This is a genomic window from Nonomuraea sp. NPDC026600, from assembly GCF_040638335.1.
Classification (GTDB): domain Bacteria; phylum Actinomycetota; class Actinomycetes; order Streptosporangiales; family Streptosporangiaceae; genus Nonomuraea.
Genome location: NZ_JBEZYD010000017.1, coordinates 12014 through 36084 on the forward strand (window position 1 = coordinate 12014; position 24071 = coordinate 36084).

Consider the following 24071-nt stretch of genomic DNA (forward strand, 5'->3'; position numbering starts at 1 on the left):
ATGCACGACCTCACCCGCTACGCCCTGGCCGCCGTCGCCCGCGGCTGGCACGTCTTCCCGCTTACTCCGAACGACAAGCGCCCGCTGCCCGGCTTCACCGCGTGGGAACGGCACGCCACCACCGACACCACACTCATCCGCCACATGTGGGCCCGCGGCCCGTTCAACATCGGCATCGCCTGCGGTCCGTCCAACCTCGTCGTCCTCGACCTCGACGTACCCAAGCCCGACGAGCGCCCGCCCGCCAACTGGGCGAAGCCCGGCATCAACGACGGCGCGGACGTCCTGGCCTCGCTCTGCGAGCAAGCCGGCCAGCCGCTCCCGCTGGAGACCTTCATGGTCGCCACCCGACGCGGCGGCACCCACCTCTACTTCACCGCACCGGCCGACACCGACCTGCGCAACAGCGCGGGCAAGCTCGGCTGGAAAATCGACACTCGGGCGCAGGGCGGCTACGTCGTCGCCCCTGGCAGCCACGTCACCCTGCCGGACGGCAGCGGCTCCTACGACGTCCTGCACGACCAAACTCCGCCCGTGCTCCCGACCTGGCTCACCGAGCGCCTCAACTCTCCCCCACCGTCCACGTCCAGCACGTCTGCGGGGGCTGTATTGGCCGCCAGCGGCGGACACCGGGCAGCCGGATACGCCCTGGCGGCACTGCGCGGCGAAGTCGAACGAGTCCTGGACGCCGTCCCCGGTACCCGCAACGACACCCTCAACCTCGCCGCGTTCGCTCTGGGGCAGCTCATCGCCGCCAGCCTGCTCCCGCGCAACCTCGCCGAGGCATGTCTCCACAATGCCGCCGAGGCCATCGGGCTCGACTTCCGCGAGGCGTTCAACACCGTCCGCTCCGGGCTCGACAGCGGCCTACGCCGTCCAAGGAGGTCAGCCGCTTGACCGCCAACGGACGCCCCACCGCCGAGAACATTCTGAGCAGTCTCGGCGCTGCCCAGCAGCTCACCGACCTGCACAACACACCCGCACCATGGGAAGCGCCCGCGCCTCTCGGCCAGCGCGGAGAACTTCCCTCCTTCCCGGTCCACGTACTCCCGGCCTGGGTCGCCGACCACATCAGCGCTGTGGCGGAGGAGACACAGACGCCCCTCGACCTGGCGGGCTGCGTCGCCCTGGCCGCGCTGTCCACCGCCGCCGGAGGGCGCGCGGTGGTCAACGTCCGCGGCTCCTGGGTTGAGCCGGTGAACCTGTTCGTCCTGGTCGCCATGCCACCCGGCTCACGCAAGTCCGCCGTCTTCCGTGCCATGACCACGCCACTGCTTCACGCCGAAAGCGTCCTGCTCAGCAAGGTCGGCCCGCAGATCACCGAGGCCGAAGTCGCCCGCCGCCTGGCCGAGGACCTCGCCGAGAAGGCCGCCCGCGCTGCCAGCTCGGCGCGCGGCGAGGCGGCCACGGAAGCCATCGTGGAGGCGCAGAGCGCGGCCCTGGCCGTCGAAGGCATCAAGGTACCGGTCAAGCCCCGGCTCATCGCCGACGACGTCACACCGGAGACCGCCTCAACCATCCTCGTCGAACAAGGCGGACGCCTGGCCGTCCTATCCGCCGAGGGCGGCATCTTCGCCACCCTCGCCGGCCGCTACTCCGGCGCACCCAACCTGGACCTGTTCCTCAAGGGCCACGCCGGAGACCCGCTCATCGTCGACCGGCGAGGCCGCAGCGAACGCGTCGACCAAGCCGTCCTGACCATGGGCCTGGCCGTCCAGCCCGAAATCGTCTCCGACATCGCCACCATGCCCGGCTTCCGCGGCAAGGGCCTGCTTGGCCGCATCCTCTACAGCCTGCCGAAAAGCAACGTCGGCTACCGCAACGTCGAGTCACCCACCGTTCCCGACCACATCGCCGCCCGCTACGACACCAACCTGCAACGCCTCACCATCGACATGCACGCCTGGGACGACCCCGCCCGCCTCGTCTTGGCCCCCGAGGCCGCCGAAATCTTCACTGAACACCGCCGCACCACCGAACGCCGCCTGCGCCCAGACTCCGGCGACCTCGGCCACATCACCGACTGGGCAGGCAAATTCGACGGCGCCGTCATGCGCATCGCCGGCCTTATCCACCTCGCCGCCCGCGTCGAAGACGGGTGGCGCCACCCGATCACCGCCAACACCGTCAACGCCGCCATCACCATCGGCCAGTACTTCATCGCCCACGCGCTCGCCACCTTCGACGCCATGGGCGCCGACCCAGACCTCGAAGCCGCCCGCACCGTCCACGCCTGGCTCCACCGCACCGGCACGGCCCGCTTCACCGTCCGCGAAGCCTTCACCGCCCTGCCGCGCAACCGCTTCCGCAAGGTGGGCGAGCTGGAGACACCGCTCGATCTGTTGGAACAGCTCGGCTGGATCCGCCGCGAGCCCGAACCGCCGCGCACCGGCCCCGGCCGGCGGCCTTCCCCTGCGTATGCCGTCCATCCCAGCCTCCACCAGCACTCCGCCTGAGAAGGACCGCCCTTGAAGACAACAACCCGCACCGACGAAAAGCTCACCGTCGCCGAGGTCTGCGCCGAACTCAAGATCGCCCGATCCACCTTCTACGACTGGCGCGCCAAAAGGCAGGGACCGCGCTGCATCACCCTCGCCAACCGCGAACTGCGCATCCGCCGCTCCGAACTCGACCGCTGGCTGAACGCGCGAGAGGACGCCGCCTGATGGGCAAAATCACGTACAGCGTCCGCTTCTGGGCGATCAAAACGTACAAGGGCAGCAGGGTCACCACCCACACCGTCCGGTGGATCGTGGAAGGCCGCGAGCGGAAGGAGCCCTTCCGCACCCTGGCCCACGCCGAGAGCTTCCGCGCCCAGCTCATGACGGCTGCTCGGCAAGGCGAGGCGTTCAGCGTCGCAACAGGACGCCCTATCTCCTGGCAGCGCGAGGAAACCGTCCTTACGTGGTTCACCTTCACGTTGTCCTACGTAGAGGCCAAGTGGCGATACGCCTCTCCCAACCACCGCCGGGGCATTGCCGAGGCCCTCACCGACGCCACAGAAGCCCTACTGACCAAGGAAAACGGCGGGCCAGACACCGACACTCAACGCGCCGCCCTCCGCTGGGCATACAGCGAACGTGTACGGAGCGCGGCAGAACCGCCGGCCGAGTTCGCGACGGCACTGCGGTGGCTGGAAACGAACACGATGCCCATGACGACATTCGAGGAACCCGGCAAGGGAGCCCTCCTCACACGCGGTGTGCTCGATCGGATCAGCCGTACCAAGGACGGCAGGACCGCCGCCGCGAACACGGCGAACCGCAAGCGCATGAGCATCAACAACGCCATGGAGTACGCCGTGGAGATCGGCGTTCTGTCCTCCAACCCCCTCAAGACGGTGAAGTGGACGAAGCCACGCACGCTCAGCAGCATTGACCCACGCGTCGTGATCAACGTCGAACAGGCACGACGCTTCCTCACTGCCGTCCAGCGGCAGGGCGCGCGAGGCCAGCGCATGAAGGCGTTCTTCGGCTGCATGTACTTCGCAGCCCTTCGGCCGGAAGAGGTGGTCGACCTACGGCAGGAGCATCTCGTCAGCCTCCCAGAAAACGGTTGGGGCGAACTGCGCCTCACTCACGCGGAGCCACGCGCCGGCAGCCGCTGGACCGACAGCGGAAAGGTTCGCGAGCGCCGTGCGCTCAAACACCGAGCAGAAGGCGAGACCCGCTCCGTGCCCATACATCCAGAACTCGGCGCGATGCTTCGCAAGCACATCCACAGATACGGCACCGGCCCCGACGGCCGAATCTTCATTGGCCCCCGTGGCGGCCTCATGACGGATCGGGCCTATCTAAAGGTCTTCCATGAGGCCCGCGCAGAGGCGTTCACTGCAGCAGAGATCAAGTCGCCTCTCATGATCGTGCCCTACGACCTACGGCACGCCTGCGTGTCCACGTGGCTCAACGCGGGCGTTCCCGCGCCCCAGGTCGCGGAGTGGGCAGGCCACAGTGTCAACGTCTTGCTACGCGTGTACGCCAAGTGCATCCACGGCCAGCAAGTTGACGCCATGCGACGTATATGGGACGCAACCAAGCCCTGAACCTCGACCGCCCTTCCACCAGTTGGCCAGGGGCCTAACGCTTCCACACGGGCGGTAGGCGGCATCGGCTCCCCACTTGAGCCGAACAACTGGCCCCTGCCCCGCAACGCCCAATCTACCTTCAGTGATGCTTGAGGGTTCGGCTCCTCGACGGCTTCAAGGACGTGCCGAGACGGCGGCACGTCGGCGGTCGTCTGCCGCGCTGCAGCTAGCCAGCCGGTCGCGGCCAACGCCGCCAGTGCAACGGAAGCCGAAGCGGGAAGTGTGGACCTTGACCGTAGCCGCTCTAGCAGAAAGCAGTCGAAGCCTGTCACCCTGGCATGAGGTGTGACAGGAGGAGCCCATGCTTCGCATCTTGATCTGTGCGACGACGCAAGAGGAATATCGTTGGCTAAGCGGCTCCCACATCATGGCCGTCCCCTGTCCCACGGACACCTCTGCACAAGCCCGTCTAGAGGATTAAAGTGGCTTGCACATCGGCTGGTCGGCCAGACCGACGGTCCTATGGAGAGTAGCCTTGACCTTGCCACCAGATGTGCCACTCTTTGATGCACTCAAGTCGATAATCCAAACCGAAAAAGGCGCACAACTAGTTAATAGCAATCAGATTGCAGTGATAGATCTACTCTATAACGCTGATTACAACGACGATGACTTGCTAGAAGGGCTGCTCCTTAATGCACTTCACGCTTAGCACGGACTGTCGTCGTGGCCTTCGTATCATCGAAGACATTCCAGACATTAAACTGTGCCGCCTTGAGGGCCATAATGGCATTGGGAAGAGTACGGCGATTCGCCTCCTCCAGTTGGTTACGGGAACTCAACCATATGTCGAGGATCGGGCATCTTGGAAGACATTCCGCGAGCAGCTCGTTAGTGGCACAATTCATGTCTCGAACATCAAAGGTGCTAACAACATAGAGTGGATTATCGATCCGACTCGATGGCCGGCCTTCCCGGAACCGCTCTCAGATACCGTCGGCGCCATTCGCATCGATGGTCGACCGGCTCGGCTCAGTGATGTCCAAAGTCTGCTAGCCGTCGAGCGCATAGTAGCCAATGAATCTTTTACTGACACTCTCATCTCCCGTGCGGAGCGCGCAGCCGATACGATCGATCGAGCGATTCCATATGCGAAATCCAGACAAAGCAACGCGGACGTAAAGCTGGAGGAACTACAGAGCCTTCTGGCCATGCCGTCAATCAAAGCTTTGCCTGACAGAATCGAGCTTCTACAATCAGCGCTAAAAGCTGCCGAAGATCTCTATGAGCGAACGCACGCCACCCGGCGCTTGGTTGATGGGTTGCAAGAGGCTGTCGTGATCTCGAAGCGGCTCGCTGAAGTACGCGGGCATGGACCTGAGCTTGACGAGCAACTCTCCGCAATAGACCAGGCCATCACTCAAATCAGCATAGAACGGGACTCTCTCGAAGCGGAGATCAGAACAGCAGCAGAGCGCGAAACGAAGGATTCGACCGCTCAGAAGGCTTTCCAGAATGCGGAACGACAACTAGTCCGCCAGAACACCAAGCTAACTCTTGCTCGAACCGCTCTTCATGAACTCGTGGCACAGGCACAATTAGACCTAGATATCTCGCATCTGGGTCAACTTCGGGAACAAGCCGTTTCGCGGCTCGCGCAGCTGGTATCACTGCAGCCACGAATACACTCGACCCCCCTAGTTCTTGCACTACTAGATGATGTCATCGATCGACTAGACCAAGCTGGCTCGGCTGATATAGGGCGCGAGATTATCCTCGGTCCCCCACATACTTCTTCAGCGCTAACAATCGACGCATTAAAGGCTGTTCTAATAGAACAACGAGCTGCGGTTAACGAGCGCGCCCCTTCAGCAACTGAAGAGAGGTTGGTTAGCCAAATATCTCAGGCACGCCGGGAGCTAGGTGTTTTGGATGCGATTGCCAAGGCGCAGGAAACAATGAAGGAGGCCGAACAAGATCGCGATAAAGCTGAGGACCGTTTTCGAGCTGCAGCCGAAAAACTACCGACACGTACCGCAAACTCGCTCAATGACCTATTGGCGTCACGTAATGCCCTAGAAGAGCGACACCGCGACTACGAAGCACGAAAGGCCCGGCTCCATCACGCGCGTAGCCTCCTTGGGGGTGGGCAAAGTGAAGCAGCACTTTCCGCACGCCTTCTTCAACTGTGCAAGGACCTGGACGTAGAGGCATCCAGAGTTCACGGGCGACTGACTAAGACCAAAGAACTTCTGCATCGACAAGAGCTAGCGGCTGCGCAGGCCGTTGCAAAAGCACAAGAGCTGCAGAAGAGCGTCGAAGAGCAGCAACGCAATCTGTCGACGGTTGTTGCTGCCATTCATAATCGCCCGGATCTTGGTTGGCTCAGACGTATAGGCGAGGATAATTTGCCTCTTGCCCACGAATCCGTCAGTGACCAAATTGCCAAACTAACATCGCTCGGCCGCATGATAGAAAACGCGCGGGAGACTCTGCGTGCCTCTGGAGCAACAGCGCCGGGTATTTCGCAAGCCCTACGCGATTTGTCTGCGCGATTCAGAGGGAGCAATCCAACTGATGGAACATGGTCTGAGTCCGTGCGCCAATGGCTGTCACGCGAAGTTACGGATTGGTTCGAGCACGAAGAGGTGCGTGAAGCCCTGTTCCCAGGCGCGCAGGACCTACACCTGGATCTCGTCGGCATGCAGCTCTCCTGGACGGCTGGGAATCTACGGCAGACACGCCCTCTCTCTGCTTTCTCCAGCGGGGAACAAGTGATGGCTTTCACCCGAGCCCGACTGGCACAACTCGACTCGCCAAGTCCGGCATCAGCGGAAAATCGACTTATAGCGATCGACGAATTCGGCGCTTTTATTGATGCTGACCGTCTACATCGACTGGCTACTTACCTCACCGATAGATCTGCCCAGTACCCCAACGACCAGATAGTTGTAGTCCTCCCCCTCAGTTTCCGGCGTGAGATAATCGAGGATCCAGACGAAGAGATGTCTTTGAAGATCCGTCAACTTGAAGCACGTGGTTACTTCGTCGAGAGGCTCTTGAACCATTAAAGGTAACTGATGCACAACATGCCTGATGAGATTTTCGGTATCCCAAACGTGCTAACTGAGTCCGAGACCAAGGACCTTCTACATGTGTTGTCGGAACTATGGAGTCTGACATACGGAGAATCAGCAGCCAGCTTCGATGCCGACCTGACGAAGTTGCGGGAGCTATTCGATCCTGTAGCCCGCGGACACCGATTGAGAGAACGACTGGCAAATATACCTCTCACCCCTCCAGGTGTGCGTAGGATTGCCGACAGGTATGGGCCTCCTGTCTTTGTCGATGTGGGGGACAACCGCAGAATAGTAGGACTTGAGGCACGGATACTTCTAGAAATATTTTCAGCAAAGACGTTTGAGCAGGGATACGTTGTTCTAGATGCTCAAACAATCCTTGAGGCAGAAAGGCGCGCCCTAGCTGCTTATCGCCGATGGTCGCTACAACGACTCACCCAAGTGATCGCCCTACGTGCAGGCCATGGCGCTGAGGTCCTTCAAGCAATATCCGTAGGTGTTGTCCTAGTCATACTCGTGAACAGGTCAACAGCCCCAGAGCGGGCAATGGTGAGGCTGCACGATGAGGCAAGCGGCGAGCAGGTAAACGATGCGCTGTTTAGATCTGCGAGCGAATTTGCCGAGTCGATCGCTACTGGTCGCGGACGGTCTAAGGCAGAACTAAGGCTTCGTAGTGGCTATCAGCTAACAGAGGCAAGCCGACGACTTGCTCATCGGCTCGCTATTGATAAGAAAGCCCGAGCGGACGGCGATCTTGTCTATGTGCCAGAAAACTACAGGCACGAAGTCGTCGACTTTCTAGCTAAAGATCTCGCACGACGAACGTCTCTGACGGAAGAGGCTCTTGGTAAGGGATTCGATAGGCTCGTTCAAGCTTTCCATGCTGAGGCCGGGAAGCTCGCCAATCGCTCAATGGTTTTCGAGCGTTCTGGCGACACCGCAGTGTTGCGACGTGACCTGCTTAATGCCTTTTCGGAGACACGGAGCAGATCACGAAGTGCATAGGAAGACTGTCCCTAGGAGATCAAGGGCATCGTCGCATCAGAAGAAGCCTTTCGGATAGTAGAACTTTGTGCCGAGTGGCGTTTGTTGCCCACCTATTTCCCCTATGCCGCAAGGTGATGTCTTTTTCTTGACATAGGCCGAAGTTTTCTGCAATCTCACCAATCAGTGCGGGAGTGTCTATGTAAACACCATAGGGTGCGCTATCTCCAATCAACCAAGCAGCGCAGGCGCCTGGAGCAAGTGATGAAGCTAGATTTTCGAGCACCTTAGCTATGGCGGAAAAGTATTCCGGTATGACTCTGTCGTACTCTTTGCCTCGAGGACGGGCCTTCCGCTCTTCGGTAAGCGCTTCAACTATTGTTGAGATTTTTGATGAAGTCGACCCTAAAGAGGCGAGCATGTCACTAGCGGTGCGCGCCGCGGGGACACTGCTCTGCTGCGTTGTAGCCGTGATCATATCTGACCTGACCGTTCTGACCATCTCCGCCCACGAAGTAGCTTCCCCCCAGAAATACAACTCTAGGCGGGTCGCATCAGCGTAGTCGAAGTTATTTAGATAGGGCGGTGACGATACACAGCCGTGCGATACCTCCATCGGAGCCTTTTGCCAGAATTTCGCGTCCCGCGCATCGCCGGCCAAGACCATTGATGTTGCATCTATTTCTCGCTGCATAGCGAGATCCTCTGCAATCCACGACAGGCGTTGCTGAAATCGCGCTAGCACGCTTTCATATCGAGCTTTCCTTCGCCGTCCAGGGCGTTGGTAGGGCCAACCTACTTGGACGGCGGCCAAGTCTCGTAGGCTACCGAGCAGAGCCCATTTGGCATAAGGGCTCCAGGCGCCCTGGGTTTCAGATTTGATGAGCTCTCGCAAGATGAGTAGCTCTCCGAGAGTGGACTCGGAAAAAGACCTCTGCACCAAATCTGGCTCAAGGGAGATAGTCGCACCTTGCGACTTACTCTTAAGCTCTTTAGCTACGCTGGATGCTAGGTTGTTTCCGGCTTCTATCAACTGAGCGGGATCACCTGGCGGAGATTGGAGCTTCAGTGCGGCAAGCTCCGCTATAACTGGGTGAGCTTCGATGCCGAAGAAGCGCATACCTAGCTGTTGCGCAGCCGTGCCCGTCACCCCTGAGCCCGCGAAGGGGTCTACGACCACTTGTCCTGGTGAGACATTGAGATGCCCTAGTAGGGTTGCGGCATAGTCGGAGGCGAAGCCAGCAGGGTAGCGGAACCAACGGTCGAAAGGGGCCCTGCCGCTGGTCCCGTGGCTTCGGCCGATACCGGAAGCGGGGCTGAACTCCGACGGTTCCGATGTGTCACCTGGAGCCTCTGGTGGCTGAAGGACTTGCATGTCACTCATTCCACCACGGCGCATGCCCGCACCACCACGGTGTTGGCTGAGCAATCAGACTTTCAGGATCTTCGCTAGGTGCGCGGAGCGGCATGTCCACGTAGCCGACTGACGGTAGTAGTCCTGGATGCTGTTACGTCCACGGATGGCGCGGGCCATGGCGTCAGCCGCTGCGCCATCAAGGTCAGCGAGCCACTCAACTGTGCGGAGCCTCTGAGGTTCGTGCCTCCACTTGACCTCTGCAGCAAAGAAGTCCTCCGCAACATCCTCCGCGAGCCCGACCTGACCAGCCTCCACAAGGGCTTGGAGCACGGTGTACACGAAGGCAAGGGGTGTTCCGACATACTCGAGATCTCGGTCCTCCCACGGGCTGCTACAGACGTGTCGTGCCATCGTGCAGGCTAGATTTGCTGCCTGCTCTGATGAGGAGAGGACCCATGTCCTGAGCTGCGCGCTGGGGACTCTCGCTAGATGGTCGATGAAGATCGCAGTATCCCCTTCATGGTCGCTTGCCAAGGTGACAAGAGCGACTAACTGCTGAGCCCCTCCCCCCAAGACGATCTCTTCGACAAGCCTACGTGCCCGTACAGCTGGAGTCTCATCTTGGAGAGCGAATACGTTGCTCAACCGGGCGCGCAGCTCTCCCATCGTGGCAAGGCGTCGATCAAGGTCCGATTCCGTGCATGCACGGATGAAACTTCTCCAATGCTGGTGATCGCCGTCTGGTAGGAGCATGACATCAGCTCTAGGGCGGGTCCGGGTGAGGAACCAAGCGGCGACTCGCCCAAGGCTGTACACGTCAGCCGCTTCTGTTGCCTGCGTTGCGTCCTGCCAGATCTCCGGAGCGGCAAACCCCTCGGTGCCCATACCTTGACCCACCCGGGTTAGAGGTGTGGAAGACCCCTTAGCTGGCCGCCGAACCAGTCCCCAGTCTGCGACTACCCAGCGCCGGCCTCTGTTGCCAGACGAAGGCAGGGCCAAAATGTTGCCCGGTGAAATGTCTCGGTGTATCAGTCGATCACTGTGCGCTACCTCCAAGGCGTCAGCTACATGGAGGAGGATGGATGAAAGATCGTCTTCATCTAGGTCGTCTCGTAGCGCCTCAAGGTTGCCCTCCGCGATGGGCATCGTGAACCAACTACCCCCGGGATCTGCATCCCATATGGGCATGATGTTCGGATGCGCGAGACCGCGCTGTACTTCTATCTCTCGTCTCAGCCGGTCGACGGCCCCGGAGACTCTTCGGGGCCGTTTTAGAGCCACTTCTAGGCCGTCGGTCCGTCGAGTTGCTCGAAAGACCTCGGCGAAGCCGCCTCGTCCTAGAGGCTTAGGGTCGAGGGCATACCGCTCCTTGTGCGGCACTTTGCCTTCGCCTGGGGCCATGGCACAGGAGCGTACTGTCCGCCGATACGGCGCGGGCAGTGATTTGAGCGTGTCGTGGCGTAGTTACAGGCGTTCCTCCCCACCGTCTCCGTAAGTAGGCAAACAAACACGATATGTGACCAATTGTGCTAGGGGTCGTGACGATCGCTTACTTCGCTCATTACCGCCTGCGGCTTGGCCATCCGAGCTTAGGTGACAGCACTGCCGACAGCTACATCTCCACACGCCGACGCATCTGCACCACCACACACACGGACCTGACCACGGTCTCGATCATCCGGGCATGGGCGACTGCTCCCTCTGAGAAGGAAGGTCAACAGCTCGACCTGCTGACCACCACACATGCTCAATAAGGAGGCGCGCCATCGATCATCGTGTCGGGCGCAGTGGGACACGATGCTTCCGAAAACTTGGCCGCGTATTGGCCGTGGACGACCGTAGTCCGCCGTTGACGATCGTGAACCGCCGGACACAAAGCGAGAGGCCCGTCACCGCGTTTCCGCTGGTGACGGGCCTCTTCTAGCTGGTGTGGCAGGTGCAAGGTTCGAACTTGCGTAGGCTGAGCCGACGGTTTTACAGACCGCTCCCTTTGGCCACTCGGGCAACCTGCCTCGTCATCCGCTCTCGCGGCGACAGAAAGAAGAATAGCGGACTTCCGAGGTGCACGTGACACCGGTTTGTCCCACGCCGGATCACGCCTCCCTGCTTCACCGAAACAACAGCGGCACCACCGCTGACCGTGCCAACCTCGCGAACATGTCCGCGTCGGATGCCTCGCGGGAACGGCTCCGCCGGCACCAGGATGCCGAGGAAGTCGCACAGCGACTCCCAGCCCTGGCTCACTGGGAAGACGAGCAGGCTCTCGATCGCGATCACGGCCTTGACCTCGACGGCATCCTCCGAGAAGGTGCGCAACGCGTGCTTGAAGATGGTTGCGTTCGCCAGCCAGCCAGCGCTCTGGGCTCCTACGGTCAGGATGACCTTGGCGCGGAGGATAGTGCTCCCAGCCGTTCGAGTGCGCTGTTCATAGACAGTGTTCCTGTACGACCGAAGCCGGCCTCGATCACCTCCAACTCGATCGGAGCCTGCCCTTATAGGCAGGCAATGCCGATGATCCTTCGGTGTGGCGCGTGGATCAAGGCCCGGCGCCCTGCACGACGCGCCGATGCTGGCTAGGCTCGTACGCTGGGGTCCGCGTTCGCAGGGGGCGCGTTTCGAGGTCCGCAGGAACTGGAACCGGATACCGCCTAATGCTTACGCAGCGAGAGGATGTGCGTTTTGGCCGATTCATCTTTCGACATCGTCAGCAAGATCGACCGCCAGGAGGTCGACAACGCGCTGAACCAGACGGTCAAGGAGATCGGACACCGCTTCGACTTCAAGGGCACCGGGGCGAGCATCAGCTGGTCCGGGCAGAGTATCGAGATCAAGGCCAACAGCGAGGAGCGGGCCGGGGCCGCGCTCGACGTGTTCAAGGAGAAGGTGATCAAGCGAGGCCTCTCCCTGAAGATCCTCGACGCGGATGAGCCCAAGCTGTCCGGCAGGGAATATCGCATGCTGGTCTCGCTCAAGGAGGGCATCGACCAGGAGAACGCCAAGAAGATCTCCAAACTGATCCGCGACGAGGGACCCAAGGGCGTCAAGGCCCAGATTCAGGGTGAGGAACTGCGGGTCAGTTCGAAGAAGAAGGACGATCTCCAGGAGGTCATGTCCCTGCTCAAGGGCAAGGACATGGACATCGCCCTGCAGTTCGTGAATTACCGGTAGCGGGCGCCCACCGTACGTCAGAGATCGCGGAGGGCACATCCGGGGCACACGGCCGAGCGCGCTGTCCGCAACAAGGTCACGCGCGTCTTCTCCGGTGCCTCGGGCCGCTCCCCTACGCAGGAGTGACCCCGAGGGCGAGTTTCACGCATACCGCTGGAAACCAGATGGCCTGATGCGCCCGCGACAGAATGCGGCAGATTCGCGGTACAGACGAGCAGCCGATGCTTGGTGGTTGCGGGTGTTGATCGAGATATGCCACCATCGCGAGATTTGTGTGATCGAGAGGCGGGGGTCTTGGCGTTATCGCGTGTCGCGACCGGGCTGGCTGTGGGTGTGCTGGCCGCCGTACTGCCTGCGAGCAGTCCCGCCCTGGCGAGCGCCGCGCTCCCGCCGTGTCCGCAGATCTTCGGTCACGGCGGCTATCCCAGCGGCGCCAACGGCGCCGACACCTGGAACAGGGATCAGGTACGCCAGCCCAACAACCCCACAGCCATCCGGAAGTACAAGGCTTGGGGTGCGGCGGGGGTCGAGGCGGATCTGCAGCTCACCAAGGACGGTACGAAGGCCGTCATGTGGCACAACACCTCCACCTGGGGCCTGAGCGGCGTCAAGAAGAACATCACCGATATCTGGTGGGCCGCCGGTGACACCGCGCTCAAGGGGCGGACGATCAACCGCGGCCTCTTCAACGGTGAGACCGTCTACACCTTCCGCGAGTGGCTGGCCGCCATGAAGGCCGACGGCATGATCGGACTGGTCGAGATCAAGCCCGAGACCCGGCGGTTCCTGCTCGGCGCCGACGCCGCGATCAAGTCGCGGGCGTGGGCGGAGGTCCTGAACCCGGTCAGGGACGGGTACGGCGTGCAGGAGATCATCCTGTACTCCCATGATGCCGATCTCGAAGCCGAGCTCAAGAGGCGCGTCATGACCGCGGGCCTGGCGCGGGTGCTGACCGGCGGGCCCAGTTGGCCGGAGGTCACCAAATGGGAGGAACCGCCGCCCTCGTGGAAGCTGAACGAGAGCGCCTGGAAGGCCGCACTCCAGCGGCAGGCCAAGCGGGTCGCGACCGACTACACACCCCAGCTCAGCGCTTGGCTCAAAGGGAAGTGCCAGTAGCTGGACACAAGGCCCCTGATCTGGAGCACGGCGGAGGTCAGCCAGAGCGCTCCAGTTGGGACCCAAGATCGAGTCCAGTCACACGGCCGGTTGATTGGGGGGCTCACACATCGGTGCCCTCACCCGCCGGCTCGACCGGCGTTTCGGCCGACGCGCTCTCCCGCCAGGCGCGCTGCCGTCTTGTTATCTCGCGCAGGAGGCGCTCGAACTCGGCGTACACGTCGGCGCCAATGGCGTGCGTGTGCCGGTGTTCGATCGCGGCCAGGATGGCGTCCGAGCGACTCATCTGGTCCAGCCCGTGCGCTGTGGGCACGATGAGCTTGGCGCGGCGGTCACTGGGGTCGGGGCGGCGTTCGACGTAGCCAAGGGCCTCCAGCTCGTCGATCAGCTTGCCGACGACCTGCTTGTGCTGCCCCGACGAGCGGGCCAGATCGGTGGCACGGCTGCCCTCGGCATCCAGGTAGGCCAGGACCGCCCCATGCTGCGGTCGCAGGCCGGGATGTCCCTGCTCGGCGAGGGTGTCGAACAGTTCCTCCTGCACGGCGAACAGTAGCCGACTGGCGAGCACCCCCAAATCAGGATCCGTCCGCTTTCGCTCGCTACGCCTCATGGCATGCCTCCCTTAGTCACCTAAAACTATAGTCACCTTTATTGACTATAATTCTGGGTGACTATATCGTCCTCACCGTACCGCGATCGAGGAGGAACCCATGAGCACAACCGTCGAACTGACCCGCTTCAAGGTGCGCCCTGACCATGCGGAGGCGATGCTGGCGGCACGCCCGGCGATGCTGGCCGACTTCCGCGGCGACCGGGAGGGCTTCCTCGGTGCCCGCCTGGTGCGGTTGCCCAGGGACGAGTGGCTGGATGTTGTCGAATGGCGCTCGGCGGAGGACTTCGCTGCCTCGCGCGCCAAGGGAGCCAACCTGCCGGGCATCGCCGCCCTTTTCGGCACCATCGCCGAGTTGGTCAGCGCTGAGGAGGGCGTCCTGGCCGACGCCGGCATGTAGCCGTCCCCCTTCGTGTGACTAATCTTGTAACGGCGCAGAATCGCCACGTAGAACTGGTCGTTTCTGCGGACCACACGAGCTACATCCGGGTCCCCGCGTACGCGTGCAGCGCGTCGCGGACGAACGTCGCCCCCGCGACGTCGTCGTACATGCCGGCGAAGCGGGGGTCGTCGACGTACATGTCCCCCAGGCCTTTCACCATCTCAATCGAGCGCTCCCGGTCGCCCTCGGCCGTGGGGGTGCCCGGGATCTGGCTCAGCCACTGGACGTGGCGGGCAGCCAGTGACTGAGCGTGTTCCGATGTCGGCGAATCCCCGGCCTTCACTGCGGCGACCCATGCGGCGACGAGGTCCTCGACGGCCTGCTTCCAGGCAAGCTGCTGGTCAAGGGTCTTGCCGTGCCACCAGTCGTTGCTCACTTGGAACGCGCGATCGCCCCAGCGTGAGATCACCTCGTCCTTGTAGTGGTCGTTGAACCCCGCCAGCATCACGTCCATCCGCGGTTCCGACCCTGCCTGCAGGGCCTCGAGCGTGTGACGCACAGACCGGATCTGCCGTTCGATGCGGTCGCGTTCCTCTTCCAGTGCGGCGATGTGGGCGCGGAGCCCGTCGCACGTGTCCACCTCGTCGGCCAGAACCTCGGCGATCGCCGGCAAGCCCATGCCGAGTTGGCGCATGAGCAGGATCCGCTGGAGCCGGGCGACCGCGGTGGGGTTGTAGTAGCGGTACCCGTTCGCGCCGACCCGGGACGGGGCCAGGAGCCCGAAGCGGTCGTAGTGACGCAGGGTGCGGCTGGTGATGCCGGCCCTCGCCGCGAGTTCCTGGATCGTCCACTCCATCGTTCCAGTGTCACCGGCGGCGGAGCGTGGTCGCGATGATCTCCGAGCTTTCGGCGTGCAGGGCCTGCGCGGCCGTCTGGCCGGTCGCCGCCAGGTAGGTGTCGACCAGCCGGTTGCCCGCTGCGTACCCGGTGCCCATCGGCAGTCCCACCGGGGTGAGGCCGAAGCGCTCGGCGCTGGGGTCGCCGTGCACCCAGGCGGTGAAGTTCTGCATGCCTGTCACGTCGAGCCCGGTGAGTACCTTGCCGAAGATCTCGTCGTCGCGCAGATGCGGCACACCGATGCGGGTGGGGCCGAGCTCGTCGCCGTAGAGCTGGCGGGCGAAGGCGTCGGCCAGGCCCTCGGAGACGATGTGATCGCCGACCGTGACGGTCATCGGGTCCCACACCACCCCGCCCGGGCCGAACCGCAGGTTGTGGTTGAGTTCGTGCACGGCGGTGGCCTCCAGCCGCTCCACGTTCTCGGGGAAGGGCCAGAGCGTGATCACGATGTGTCCCGAGATGCCGCCGAACCCGGTCACTCCCTGGCAGGGGCCCATGAAGTGCTCGTCACCCGGATCGCCGAGCACGAACAGCACGGTGATGTCCGGGGCCTCCAGCGCCGGCGTCGCCTCCAGCAGCACGGTGAGAGCGTCGTCGAGGGCGCGTTGCATCCGCTCCCAGGCTCCGGCCGCCGCCAGGGTTTCGAGCGCGTCGAGGCAACGCTCCTCGTCGCGGTCGATGGGGAACCCGGACGCTTGGAGGTGCAGGGCCACCAGGTCGACCTCGCCGGGGTAGTAGCGGTACATGCCCCTGGTGGGCTCCAGCATCGAACGCAGCAGGTCAACGCGGTCCGCGACCGGGGCCAGCAGGATCCGCCGCATGGCGGAGTAGGTGTCAAGAACAGTGATCGACATGGCCCCGATGCTAGAAGTTGACGCAGCGTCAAGGTCAAACGAGCGGCGCGGTGGGCGTACAGGCGTTCGCGCATCCTCAACGAGGATGCTGTCTACACCTTTTACCCGATCTCGTCAGGAGCCTGTCACGATGACCATGCTTGTTCACATCACCGCAGCCAAGAACACGCGGTCAATGCGGCGCAGCGGCATCCGGGCGGTGAGCGGTGGGCATGAGGGGCTCTCTGGCGTCTATTGCCTGCCGGTGCTCCCGTCGTACCAGATCACCCATCAGTGGGTCCGCGAGCTGCGGCGAGGCGGGCAGCGTACGCTCGTCGCGGTCTATTTCCGGGTGCCTGATGACGAATCGGTGCAGGTCGGCCACTACAGCCGGTTTCCCGCGGAGATGGCCAGTGCCAAAGCGGCGGCGCTGATCGCGGCCCAACCGGACGCACGCGGGTACGAGTTCTTCGTCTCGCGGCCCATCAGGGCCGACGAGATGTACCTCCCCACGAAGCCGTACGGAACGTGGTTGAAACGACAGGCGATGAGGCCACTACCGCAGATGAGTGGAGCCGGGCCATCGAAGCGATACTACGAGACCGCGACGGGGCATTCACTTGGGCCGAACAACTTCAAAACCGCTTGGCTGCAACCCGAACCTGGACAGGCTCGATATCAAAGCTTCTAACGGCTATCGGCTTGCCCGACGAATCAACCGCTAGCGCAAGCACACCCCACTGTGGACCAGTGGACGGTACGAATTCAGCTCCTCCGTTTCCCGCACTGCGACAATCAGATGCTGCGCCTCTACATCCAACAATCCGCCGACTCACTCGCGGATTTACCGGTCGCGAGGAATTGCTGGCGCGCATACGTCAGGCATTTTCGGCCACGCCCTCAAGCCCGGTGGTTCTACACGGCCCTGGAGGGGTGGGCAAGTCCTGGGCGTCCCTTGAATACGCCTACCGGTCCAGGGATGACTATGACTTTGTGCAGCTTGTGGATGCCGAGAATCCGGAACTCATCGCTGGCCAGTTCGCCGATCTGAGCGTCACTTTGGGAACTGCTTCCTCGGCCGCTGATGTCGACACCATGGCCAAAGCCACGCTAGCTGCATTGCGGGATCGTCAGCGCTGGTTGCTGATATTTGACAACGTCGAAAAATCCGATGATCTACTTCCTTGGCTACCAGGAGGAACAGGACACGTCCTGGTCACCTCCCGCGCCGGAGGCTGGCGAGAGATCGCGCATCCGATTCCCGTCGACGAGTTCACCCGCCCTGAATCCATCACCCTGCTCACCACAGCAGTCGGCGCCCTTACCGCTTCGGAAGCCGATCAGTTGGCCGAGACACTAGGGGATCTTCCCTTGGCGTTGGCTCAAGCGGCCGGAGTTCTCGACTCAGGCTTACCTGCAGCTGAGTTCCAGCGAATGATCGACAAAGAAGCGGCGTACATCCTGGACCAAGGGATCACGCGTGGTTATGAAGGATCGCTCGCTGCGGTTACCCTGATCGCCAAGACCAGGCTTGCCGATATCAACCCCGCAGCTGCCCACGTTCTTTTGCTGTGCAGCTATCTGGCACCCGAACCAATTTTGGCTACCTGGATCCACCAGAGCGCCAACCTATACGAATCAGGGTCCGCCACAGATTTCAGCGATCTGGGTGATCTGCCGAAAAACGCGTTAGAGACCAGCCGCGCCTTCGCCCTCATCAGGGATAAAGGGCTAGGCCGAGTTGATGTCAACGGATTGCGTCTGCACCGGCTCACTCAGGCGATCCTTCGCGACCACACGTGCGCGCGTGAAGGAGCATTTCGAACCTTGGTGGCCGCCGCTCTCGCTGCCGCCGCGCCCAAGGACACCGATAAGCCGGCGTACTGGTCCGACTGGGCGAGGCTCGTTCCCCATCTTCTTTCCGCCATCCCACACTCCGAGACGTACCTCACACTACGCGTAACGGCGTGTAACCTCGCTCGCTATCTCATCGTCAGTGGTCAAACCAAAGCCGCTGCCACCTTGACCGATCAACTCCGAGCCCGCGTACGTGTCGCGCTGGCCGACCCTGAGTGCGCACACGTGCGCGAGCGCGACGACCTGGAGCAGCTCGGCGGCACCTTGCCGGGCCGGATCCACAACGCACTCAACCACCTGAAAGAGCTACGCGACGTACCCGGCGTCCAGGTCAGCCTGCACCAGGTCCACCTGTACTCAGCCGTCTACCGCTTCGACGAGCAAATGATCGTCACGCCCTACCTATACCGGGCCCGCGGCTACCAGCACCCAGCCCTGCACTTGCGCCGGCTCAGCCCGCACGGCATCTTCACTCGCTACGCCGACCAGTTCGAGCAGATCTGGGGAACCGCCAAGCGACTGCCGTCCGCCACCGCCGGGTAGGGCCGACGGCATGGCCCGAACGGACTACTACGACGACCCAAGCGCGCCGACCCCGAACACGATCGTCCCCGGGGGATCCGCGGTGGTCATCGACGATACAGGCCGTGTCCTGCTACACCGTCGGCGCGACAGCGGCCTATGGGCCCTTCCCGGCGGCGTCATGGATGTCGGAGAGACCATCGCCGAAGCGGTGGCCCGCGAGGTGATCGAGGAAACCGGCGTCGTCGTCGAGATCACCGGGCTGGTCGGCATCTACAGCGATCCCCGGCACGTGATCGCCTACAGTGACGGCGAGGTCCGCCAACAGTTCAACATCTGTTTCCGAGCCCGCCCGACCGGCGGCGATAGCCATGCCACGAGCGAGGCCAGCGAGGTCCGGTGGATCCATCGCGATGAGTTCGACACCCTTGACATGCACCCCACACAGCGACTGCGGCTCACCCATGCCTTCGATGAGACTCGCTCCGTTCCGTACATGGGCTGATCGAGGTTAGGTGCCGTCAGACCATGATGCTCCGGACGCGCGGCGGCGTCCCACTGACTAGATGATCAGCGAGACGTCCGAGAGGGTTCGCGCTCAGCGCTTGCCCTGATCAGCACCTAATGGCGGCGCTCGCTGTCGAGATCGATCACGTTCTCGACCGGCGTGGCTGCTGGGTGATGGGACGGGGGCGGTTGTGCTGGAGGTCACGACGCAACCGTGACAGTACGGTGTCGCGCCCCCGGTCGAACCTGGCCCCATGACCCCACCCACCATCCTCGTCACCGGACTCGCCCCGGACGACCTCGCCGAGACCCGCGCCGCCAACAACCGCCTCGAAGATCTGCTCGACCGCCAAATCCCGCTCCACGTGCAGAATGACCCGCCCGCCGCCTGTTCCTTCCAGCGTTCGGGTGGCGGCGGGTTCCCGGCCGCGCCAACGCTTCCGGACGGGAGCTAGCGAACGAGCAGCGGCCGTATTCCGCTGCGGGTCTTTCTGCCAGCGGAAGGGCGAGCGCCGTCAGGCGTGTTTCTGCGCTACCACGGTGGCGGAGGAGTGATCGGCTCGGCGGATGGCCAGGATCCGCGGCTGCGTGATCTGGCGGTCAACTGTGGCATCGCCGTCGTCAGCGTCGAATACCGGCTGGCGCCCGAACATCCCTACCCCGCTGCCATGGACGACGCGGAGCAGGCCGCGCTCTGGCTGCTGGAGCACGATCCGGTGCTGGATGACACGCTGTTCATGGCGGCCCGCTGGTGGGCGGCGGGGAACGCGGCCGAACTGGTGGTGGCGGCCGAGGGGCGGCACGGGTTCACGCTTCAGCCCGTTCTCGGCCGCTGTGCGGGGCGCGGGTTCCGCCTGGATCGCATCCGCGCCGCCGAGCTGCGCGACGAACCCTCCCCAGCCCGTACGATCGCCGCGCTCGATCACGACCTGGCCGATCGCGCCCGTCAGGCGGAGACGCTCCGTTCGCTCAGCGGGCCGAGCCGCGACCTCCGGCGCTGACGCGACGCCCTAAAATCACCCGCAATCCGGAGAACACCCGCATAAGCTCAACTGACGTGACGAAGATCCCCCTGCGCCGTTTCACCGGCCGTGCCCTGCCCATTGACGAACAGGGCAGGGTGCTCCTGCTCCACGGGTTCGATCCCGCCCGGCCCAACGAGCCGTTCTGGTTCACCATCGGCGGCGCCGCAGAGGACGGTGAGACGCTCCAGGACGCCGCCCTGCGCGAGCTGCACGAGGAGGTCGGGATCCGGGCCGGCACCGACCAGCTCACCGGACCGTACGGGACGAGCACGATCGAGTTCTTCTTCGCCGAGTACGCCGTCACCCAGGATCAGACGTTCTTCGCGATCCGGGTGGCCGGGGACGTGGCCATCTCGTACGAGCACATGGAGGAGATCGAGAAGGACACCACGCTGGGTCACCGGTGGTGGAGCGCCGAGGAGCTGGAGGCCACGGACGAGGTCTACTTCCCTGAGGACCTGGCCGCCATCGTACGCAAGATCAATTCGGCTGCTTGACGATGTGACAGGGCACAGTGCGCCGGTAGAGGTCAGGCGTGGGAGGCGGACTCGGTGCCCGGCTGCTCGCTGAAGTCGATCTCGGGCGGCGGGACGCGGAACAGCCGGGTCAGGTAGGCGAGGTAGACGACGCCGACGGCGAGCCAGACCAAGCCGAGCGTGATGGCGTGCCTGTCCAGTTGGGTGAGCAGCCACAGGTCGATGACGGCCCCGATCGCGGGCGCCACCACGTACGCCACCGGCCCGAGCCTGCGGCCCGCACGGCGCTCGCGCAGGTAGAGGGCGATGACGGCCAGGTTCACGAAGGTGAAGGCGGTGAAGGCGCCGAAGTTGATGAACGAGGTCGAGGTGGCCACGTCCATGCGCACGGCGATCAGCCCGACCAGGCCGGTGAGCAGGATGGAGAAGACCGGGGTGCGGAAGCGCGGGTGGAGGTAGCCGAAGACGCGATGGGGAAGCACCGAGTCGCGGCCCATGGCGTACAGCAGGCGGGTGGTGCTTGCCTGGGCTGCCAGACCGGAGGTGAACTGTGCGACCACCAGACCCGCCAGGAAGATCGCGCCGAAGAGGCTGCCCCCGATGGTCTCGGCGATCTCCGCGGCCGCCGAGGAGGAGTCGGCGAACGCGCCGCCGGGGTGGACGAGCTGGGTCACGTAGGAGACCAGCACGAAGATGCCGCCGCCGATCAGCGCGACGAGCAGGATCGCCCGCGGGATGGTCCGCCTCGGCTCGATCGTCTCCTCGGTCAGCGTGGTGACGGCGTCGAAGCCGAGGAAGGAGTAGGCAGCGATGGCGGCGCCCGCGGCGACCGTCGACAGCGTGGCGCCGGTGCCGGTGAAGGGTGTCAGGTCGAACAGCGAGCCGACGCCCGCGCCGCCGACCAGGTGGCCGACGGACAGCAGCACGAAGAACGCCAGCACCAGGACCTGGAAGAGCATGAGCACCGAGTTGGCCCGGTCGGCCACCTTGATCCCTGCCAGGTTGAGCCCGCTGGTCAGCACGACGAACGCGACGATCCACAGCCATGAGGGCACGCCGGGGAACTGCGCCGACAGGTAGGAGCCGCCGATGAGCCAGATGACCATCGGCAGGAAGAAGTAGTCGAGCAGGACCGCCCAGCCGACCAGGAAACCCACCCGCGAGTCGACCGTGCGCCGCACGTAGGTGTAGGCCGAGCCCGCGACGGGGAAGGCGGCAGCCATCTTGCCGTAGCTGAACGCCGTGAACAGCATGGCGACCAGCGCGATCAGGTAGGCGGACGGCGAGGCGCCTCTCGTGGTCTCGGCGACCACGCCGAAGATGCCCAGGACGATCAGCGGCGTCAGGTACGCCAGCCCGAACAGGACGACGGAGCGCAGGCCCAGCGTGCGCTTCAGAGTGGGTTCCATGTCGATCACTCCATATCAGGGGGTGGGAAGCTGCCGTCCGGAGTCCATCGGGCAGGGTCGAGGCGCCCCTGGTAGAGGGGGAGCTCCAGGGAGACGTCGCTGTCGGTGAACTGCGACCACATGCGGTTGAGCCCGGCGGTGCCGTACCGCCTGACCCTGCTCACCTCGCTGAGGTCGAGCACGTCGGTGAGGACGGTGTCCGCCTCGCCGGCCTCCGTCCTGACCCGCCCTTCGGGGTCGACCACGAGGCTGCGTCCCGTGCCGGTGGGCGCGGCGACGTTGACGGAGGCCACGAAGACCTGGTTGACGATCGCGTTCGCCCTGGCGAGCACCAGCTCCTGGGCGCGGTCGGAGGTGGTGGTCAGCACGGGGTTGACGATCACCTCGGCGCCCATCCATGCCAGATGCCTGGCCACCTCGGGGAACCACGCGTCGTAGCAGATGGACAGGCCGATCCTGCCGTGCTCGGGAAGGTCGACCACGACGAATCGGTCGCCCGGACGGTACGGCTCGCGCGGCCGCCACGGAAAGATCTTGCGGTAGGAGGCGGCCAGCTTGCCCTCGGGGGAGAGGACCAGCGCGGTGTTGTAGAGCGCGCCGTCCTCGCCGCGCTCGCAGACGCTGCCGGGCACCAGCCAGACGCCCAGGTCTCCGGCGAGTTCCGCGAGTTCCGCGACTCGCGGTCCGTCCAGCGGTTCGGCGGCGTCGGCCAGCTCGGCGTCCCGCTCGGCAGGACGTACCCGGCTGCCGGCCAGGTGCAGCTCCGGGTAGACCACGAGCCGGGTGCCGGGGAAGTGGGCCAGCAGATCCTCCACCTGCTCGGCGAACTGGGACACCGGCGCCCCGGCGGGAACCGGAGTGGCCTGCGCGAGTGCGAGGGGTAGTGGCTGTCGCATTGCTCAACCTGCCTTCTGACCAGCACTTTCGTGCCGTGCCGACAAAATAGCTCATATTGAGCTTTTAAAGCAACGTACGGTAGTGCCATGGAGGCCCTGACCGCGCTCAACTCTCAGGCCCTGGAGGGGCTTCGCCGGCTGACCGCGCTCGACACCGTTCGTGCGCGCATCGCGCTGGCCGTCGACCTGCGCCTGCTCAAACCGGGCGAGCGCCTGCCGCCGACGGCCGAGGTCGCGCGCGCTCTGGACGTCGGGGAGATCACCGTGCGCCGCGCGCTCATCGCGCTGTGCGAGGAGGGTGTCCTGGTACGGCGCCGCGGCAGGACCGGCGGCACCATGGTCGCCGACGCACCCACCGTCGGGCAGGTGACCGAGATCGAGGCCTACCGGGCGGCCACCGCCGAGGTCCACCGCCTCATCGACCACCGGCTGATGCTGGAGTGCGGCATCGCTCACCTGGCCGCCACCGCTGTCACGGCCGAACGGCTCGCCGAGCTGAAGACACTGGTCGAGACAATGGATCAGGCCACCAGCTGGGCCGATTTCCACGCCAACGACGAACGCTTCCACCTGGCGCTGGCCTCATCCACCGGCGTGGACTCCGCGGCCGACCACTACGCTCCCGTCCTGCACCAGCTCTACCGCTACTACCTGCCCTACCCGCTCGACTACCTGCGCGAGTCGAACCGGGAGCACGCCGCTCTGGTGGCAGCCCTCGAACGGCAGGACCCTGTCGAGGCCGTCAGGATCGCGCACGCGCACGTCGACGTCCTGCATCGGACGATGTTCGTCGGCCTGTTGCCGACATCGGACGGGTCAGGGACCTCCGCAACCGGGCCCGGCTCTACGGCTGGCCCCAGCTAGCTCGCCGACCTCGCGCTCCCAGCCGATCGGCCCCCACATCCACTGACGAGCAGCGCCCGCCGCG

25 protein-coding genes and 1 tRNA gene are annotated in these 24071 nt (G+C 63.8%); 16 read left to right on the forward strand and 10 right to left on the reverse strand.

Going from position 1 to position 24071, the window contains the following annotated elements:
• The 6 genes from AB0F17_RS32965 to AB0F17_RS32990 all read left to right on the forward strand — a co-directional run bounded on the left by AB0F17_RS32965 (nt 1) and on the right by AB0F17_RS32990 (nt 8109).
• A complete protein-coding gene (locus AB0F17_RS32965; protein ID WP_358031021.1) occupies nt 1-897 on the forward strand; it encodes a bifunctional DNA primase/polymerase in 897 nt (298 codons plus the stop codon).
• Nucleotides 894-2456, forward strand: a complete 1563-nt coding sequence (locus tag AB0F17_RS32970) for a YfjI family protein (protein ID WP_358031023.1) — start codon at nt 894-896, stop codon at nt 2454-2456. The genes AB0F17_RS32965 and AB0F17_RS32970 overlap by 4 nt, the downstream gene beginning before the upstream one ends.
• Nucleotides 2457-2468: 12 nt before the next feature.
• Nucleotides 2469-2666 (forward strand): helix-turn-helix domain-containing protein, encoded by a 198-nt coding sequence (locus tag AB0F17_RS32975; protein WP_358031025.1) that lies wholly within the window; start codon nt 2469-2471, stop codon nt 2664-2666.
• On the forward strand, nt 2666-4042 hold the full coding sequence (locus AB0F17_RS32980; protein ID WP_358031026.1) for a tyrosine-type recombinase/integrase: 1377 nt from the start codon (nt 2666-2668) through the stop codon (nt 4040-4042). The genes AB0F17_RS32975 and AB0F17_RS32980 overlap by 1 nt, the downstream gene beginning before the upstream one ends.
• A gap of 677 nt (nt 4043-4719) precedes the next feature.
• On the forward strand, nt 4720-7095 hold the full coding sequence (locus AB0F17_RS32985) for a hypothetical protein (protein WP_358031028.1): 2376 nt from the start codon (nt 4720-4722) through the stop codon (nt 7093-7095).
• A gap of 18 nt (nt 7096-7113) precedes the next feature.
• The gene (locus AB0F17_RS32990; protein ID WP_358031030.1) at nt 7114-8109 is read left to right on the forward strand and encodes a hypothetical protein; all 996 of its coding nucleotides are present in this window, start codon (nt 7114-7116) and stop codon (nt 8107-8109) included.
• Nucleotides 8110-8128: 19 nt separating this feature from the next.
• On the opposite strand, the gene AB0F17_RS32995 is transcribed toward AB0F17_RS32990, so the two are convergent.
• Together AB0F17_RS32995 and AB0F17_RS33000 are read right to left on the reverse strand one after the other, a co-directional pair.
• Nucleotides 8129-9487: a DNA methyltransferase gene (locus AB0F17_RS32995; protein WP_358031031.1), complete on the reverse strand. Its 1359-nt coding sequence runs from the start codon at nt 9485-9487 to the stop codon at nt 8129-8131.
• 30 nt (nt 9488-9517) lie between these two features.
• Nucleotides 9518-10846 carry a serine/threonine-protein kinase gene (locus AB0F17_RS33000; protein WP_358031033.1) on the reverse strand — a complete coding sequence of 443 codons (1329 nt, stop codon included), beginning with the start codon at nt 10844-10846 and terminating at the stop codon, nt 9518-9520.
• 137 nt (nt 10847-10983) lie between these two features.
• Between AB0F17_RS33000 and AB0F17_RS33005 the strand changes: the two genes are divergently transcribed.
• Entirely contained in the window at nt 10984-11199 is a 216-nt protein-coding gene (locus tag AB0F17_RS33005) for a hypothetical protein (RefSeq protein WP_358031035.1), read from the forward strand.
• Between the two features lie 176 nt (nt 11200-11375).
• On the opposite strand, the gene AB0F17_RS33010 is transcribed toward AB0F17_RS33005, so the two are convergent.
• The 3 genes from AB0F17_RS33010 to AB0F17_RS33020 all read right to left on the reverse strand — a co-directional run bounded on the left by AB0F17_RS33010 (nt 11376) and on the right by AB0F17_RS33020 (nt 11913).
• A tRNA-Tyr gene (locus tag AB0F17_RS33010) sits at nt 11376-11457 on the reverse strand.
• Nucleotides 11420-11842 (reverse strand): sulfotransferase, encoded by a 423-nt coding sequence (locus AB0F17_RS33015; RefSeq protein WP_358031360.1) that lies wholly within the window; start codon nt 11840-11842, stop codon nt 11420-11422. Before AB0F17_RS33015 ends, AB0F17_RS33010 begins: the two co-directional genes overlap by 38 nt.
• Nucleotides 11818-11913 (reverse strand): sulfotransferase, encoded by a 96-nt coding sequence (locus AB0F17_RS33020; RefSeq protein ID WP_358031037.1) that lies wholly within the window; start codon nt 11911-11913, stop codon nt 11818-11820. Before AB0F17_RS33020 ends, AB0F17_RS33015 begins: the two co-directional genes overlap by 25 nt.
• A 202-nt stretch (nt 11914-12115) precedes the next feature.
• Between AB0F17_RS33020 and AB0F17_RS33025 the strand changes: the two genes are divergently transcribed.
• Together AB0F17_RS33025 and AB0F17_RS33030 are read left to right on the forward strand one after the other, a co-directional pair.
• Nucleotides 12116-12613: a YajQ family cyclic di-GMP-binding protein gene (locus tag AB0F17_RS33025; protein ID WP_358031039.1), complete on the forward strand. Its 498-nt coding sequence runs from the start codon at nt 12116-12118 to the stop codon at nt 12611-12613.
• Nucleotides 12614-12907: 294 nt separating this feature from the next.
• Complete coding sequence (locus AB0F17_RS33030) at nt 12908-13729, forward strand: glycerophosphodiester phosphodiesterase family protein (RefSeq protein ID WP_358031041.1); 822 nt, start codon at nt 12908-12910, stop codon at nt 13727-13729.
• A 103-nt stretch (nt 13730-13832) separates the two neighbouring features.
• Here AB0F17_RS33030 and AB0F17_RS33035 read toward each other — a convergent pair whose 3' ends face one another.
• Nucleotides 13833-14339 carry a MarR family winged helix-turn-helix transcriptional regulator gene (locus tag AB0F17_RS33035; protein ID WP_358031042.1) on the reverse strand — a complete coding sequence of 169 codons (507 nt, stop codon included), beginning with the start codon at nt 14337-14339 and terminating at the stop codon, nt 13833-13835.
• A 100-nt stretch (nt 14340-14439) separates the two neighbouring features.
• On the opposite strand from AB0F17_RS33035, the gene AB0F17_RS33040 reads away from it, so the two are divergent.
• Nucleotides 14440-14739: an antibiotic biosynthesis monooxygenase gene (locus AB0F17_RS33040; RefSeq protein ID WP_358031043.1), complete on the forward strand. Its 300-nt coding sequence runs from the start codon at nt 14440-14442 to the stop codon at nt 14737-14739.
• 79 nt (nt 14740-14818) lie between these two features.
• Here AB0F17_RS33040 and AB0F17_RS33045 read toward each other — a convergent pair whose 3' ends face one another.
• On the reverse strand, nt 14819-15577 hold the full coding sequence (locus AB0F17_RS33045; RefSeq protein ID WP_358031045.1) for a MerR family transcriptional regulator: 759 nt from the start codon (nt 15575-15577) through the stop codon (nt 14819-14821).
• 10 nt (nt 15578-15587) lie between these two features.
• Nucleotides 15588-16472: a DUF2268 domain-containing putative Zn-dependent protease gene (locus AB0F17_RS33050; protein ID WP_358031046.1), complete on the reverse strand. Its 885-nt coding sequence runs from the start codon at nt 16470-16472 to the stop codon at nt 15588-15590.
• Between the two features lie 507 nt (nt 16473-16979).
• Between AB0F17_RS33050 and fxsT the strand changes: the two genes are divergently transcribed.
• The 5 genes from fxsT (at nt 16980) to AB0F17_RS33075 (ending at nt 20859) form a co-directional block, all read left to right on the forward strand.
• Nucleotides 16980-18851, forward strand: coding sequence for an FxSxx-COOH system tetratricopeptide repeat protein (fxsT, locus tag AB0F17_RS33055; protein WP_358031048.1), 1872 nt, complete (start codon nt 16980-16982; stop codon nt 18849-18851).
• 10 nt (nt 18852-18861) lie between these two features.
• Nucleotides 18862-19335, forward strand: coding sequence for an NUDIX domain-containing protein (locus AB0F17_RS33060; protein WP_358031050.1), 474 nt, complete (start codon nt 18862-18864; stop codon nt 19333-19335).
• A 256-nt stretch (nt 19336-19591) separates the two neighbouring features.
• A complete protein-coding gene (locus AB0F17_RS33065; RefSeq protein ID WP_358031052.1) occupies nt 19592-19792 on the forward strand; it encodes a hypothetical protein in 201 nt (66 codons plus the stop codon).
• Nucleotides 19793-19828: 36 nt separating this feature from the next.
• On the forward strand, nt 19829-20338 hold the full coding sequence (locus AB0F17_RS33070; RefSeq protein ID WP_358031362.1) for an alpha/beta hydrolase fold domain-containing protein: 510 nt from the start codon (nt 19829-19831) through the stop codon (nt 20336-20338).
• A 56-nt stretch (nt 20339-20394) separates the two neighbouring features.
• A complete protein-coding gene (locus AB0F17_RS33075) occupies nt 20395-20859 on the forward strand; it encodes an NUDIX domain-containing protein (protein WP_358031054.1) in 465 nt (154 codons plus the stop codon).
• 32 nt (nt 20860-20891) lie between these two features.
• On the opposite strand, the gene AB0F17_RS33080 is transcribed toward AB0F17_RS33075, so the two are convergent.
• Nucleotides 20892-22247: an APC family permease gene (locus tag AB0F17_RS33080; protein WP_358031056.1), complete on the reverse strand. Its 1356-nt coding sequence runs from the start codon at nt 22245-22247 to the stop codon at nt 20892-20894.
• Nucleotides 22248-22252: 5 nt separating this feature from the next.
• Complete coding sequence (locus AB0F17_RS33085; RefSeq protein ID WP_358031058.1) at nt 22253-23143, reverse strand: carbon-nitrogen hydrolase family protein; 891 nt, start codon at nt 23141-23143, stop codon at nt 22253-22255.
• 87 nt (nt 23144-23230) lie between these two features.
• Between AB0F17_RS33085 and AB0F17_RS33090 the strand changes: the two genes are divergently transcribed.
• Nucleotides 23231-24007, forward strand: a complete 777-nt coding sequence (locus tag AB0F17_RS33090; protein ID WP_358031059.1) for a GntR family transcriptional regulator — start codon at nt 23231-23233, stop codon at nt 24005-24007.
• Nucleotides 24008-24071 lie beyond the last annotated feature (64 nt).

Excerpts from the sequence above, each read along its gene's own strand:
- AB0F17_RS33050 (WP_358031046.1), bottom strand. The coding sequence starts at position 16,472 with ATGTCGATCACTGTTCTTGACACCTACTCCGCCATGCGGCGGATCCTG.
- AB0F17_RS33045 (WP_358031045.1), bottom strand. The coding sequence starts at position 15,577 with ATGGAGTGGACGATCCAGGAACTCGCGGCGAGGGCCGGCATCACCAGC.
- AB0F17_RS33000 (WP_358031033.1), bottom strand. The coding sequence starts at position 10,846 with ATGGCCCCAGGCGAAGGCAAAGTGCCGCACAAGGAGCGGTATGCCCTC.
- AB0F17_RS33080 (WP_358031056.1), bottom strand. The coding sequence starts at position 22,247 with ATGGAACCCACTCTGAAGCGCACGCTGGGCCTGCGCTCCGTCGTCCTG.
- AB0F17_RS33040 (WP_358031043.1), top strand. The coding sequence starts at position 14,440 with ATGAGCACAACCGTCGAACTGACCCGCTTCAAGGTGCGCCCTGACCAT.
- AB0F17_RS32980 (WP_358031026.1), top strand. The coding sequence starts at position 2,666 with ATGGGCAAAATCACGTACAGCGTCCGCTTCTGGGCGATCAAAACGTAC.
- AB0F17_RS33035 (WP_358031042.1), bottom strand. The coding sequence starts at position 14,339 with ATGAGGCGTAGCGAGCGAAAGCGGACGGATCCTGATTTGGGGGTGCTC.
- AB0F17_RS33060 (WP_358031050.1), top strand. The coding sequence starts at position 18,862 with ATGGCCCGAACGGACTACTACGACGACCCAAGCGCGCCGACCCCGAAC.
- AB0F17_RS32995 (WP_358031031.1), bottom strand. The coding sequence starts at position 9,487 with ATGCGCCGTGGTGGAATGAGTGACATGCAAGTCCTTCAGCCACCAGAG.
- AB0F17_RS33090 (WP_358031059.1), top strand. The coding sequence starts at position 23,231 with ATGGAGGCCCTGACCGCGCTCAACTCTCAGGCCCTGGAGGGGCTTCGC.
- AB0F17_RS32965 (WP_358031021.1), top strand. The coding sequence starts at position 1 with ATGCACGACCTCACCCGCTACGCCCTGGCCGCCGTCGCCCGCGGCTGG.
- AB0F17_RS33025 (WP_358031039.1), top strand. The coding sequence starts at position 12,116 with ATGTGCGTTTTGGCCGATTCATCTTTCGACATCGTCAGCAAGATCGAC.
- AB0F17_RS33065 (WP_358031052.1), top strand. The coding sequence starts at position 19,592 with ATGACCCCACCCACCATCCTCGTCACCGGACTCGCCCCGGACGACCTC.
- AB0F17_RS32990 (WP_358031030.1), top strand. The coding sequence starts at position 7,114 with ATGCCTGATGAGATTTTCGGTATCCCAAACGTGCTAACTGAGTCCGAG.
- AB0F17_RS33085 (WP_358031058.1), bottom strand. The coding sequence starts at position 23,143 with ATGCGACAGCCACTACCCCTCGCACTCGCGCAGGCCACTCCGGTTCCC.
- AB0F17_RS32985 (WP_358031028.1), top strand. The coding sequence starts at position 4,720 with ATGCACTTCACGCTTAGCACGGACTGTCGTCGTGGCCTTCGTATCATC.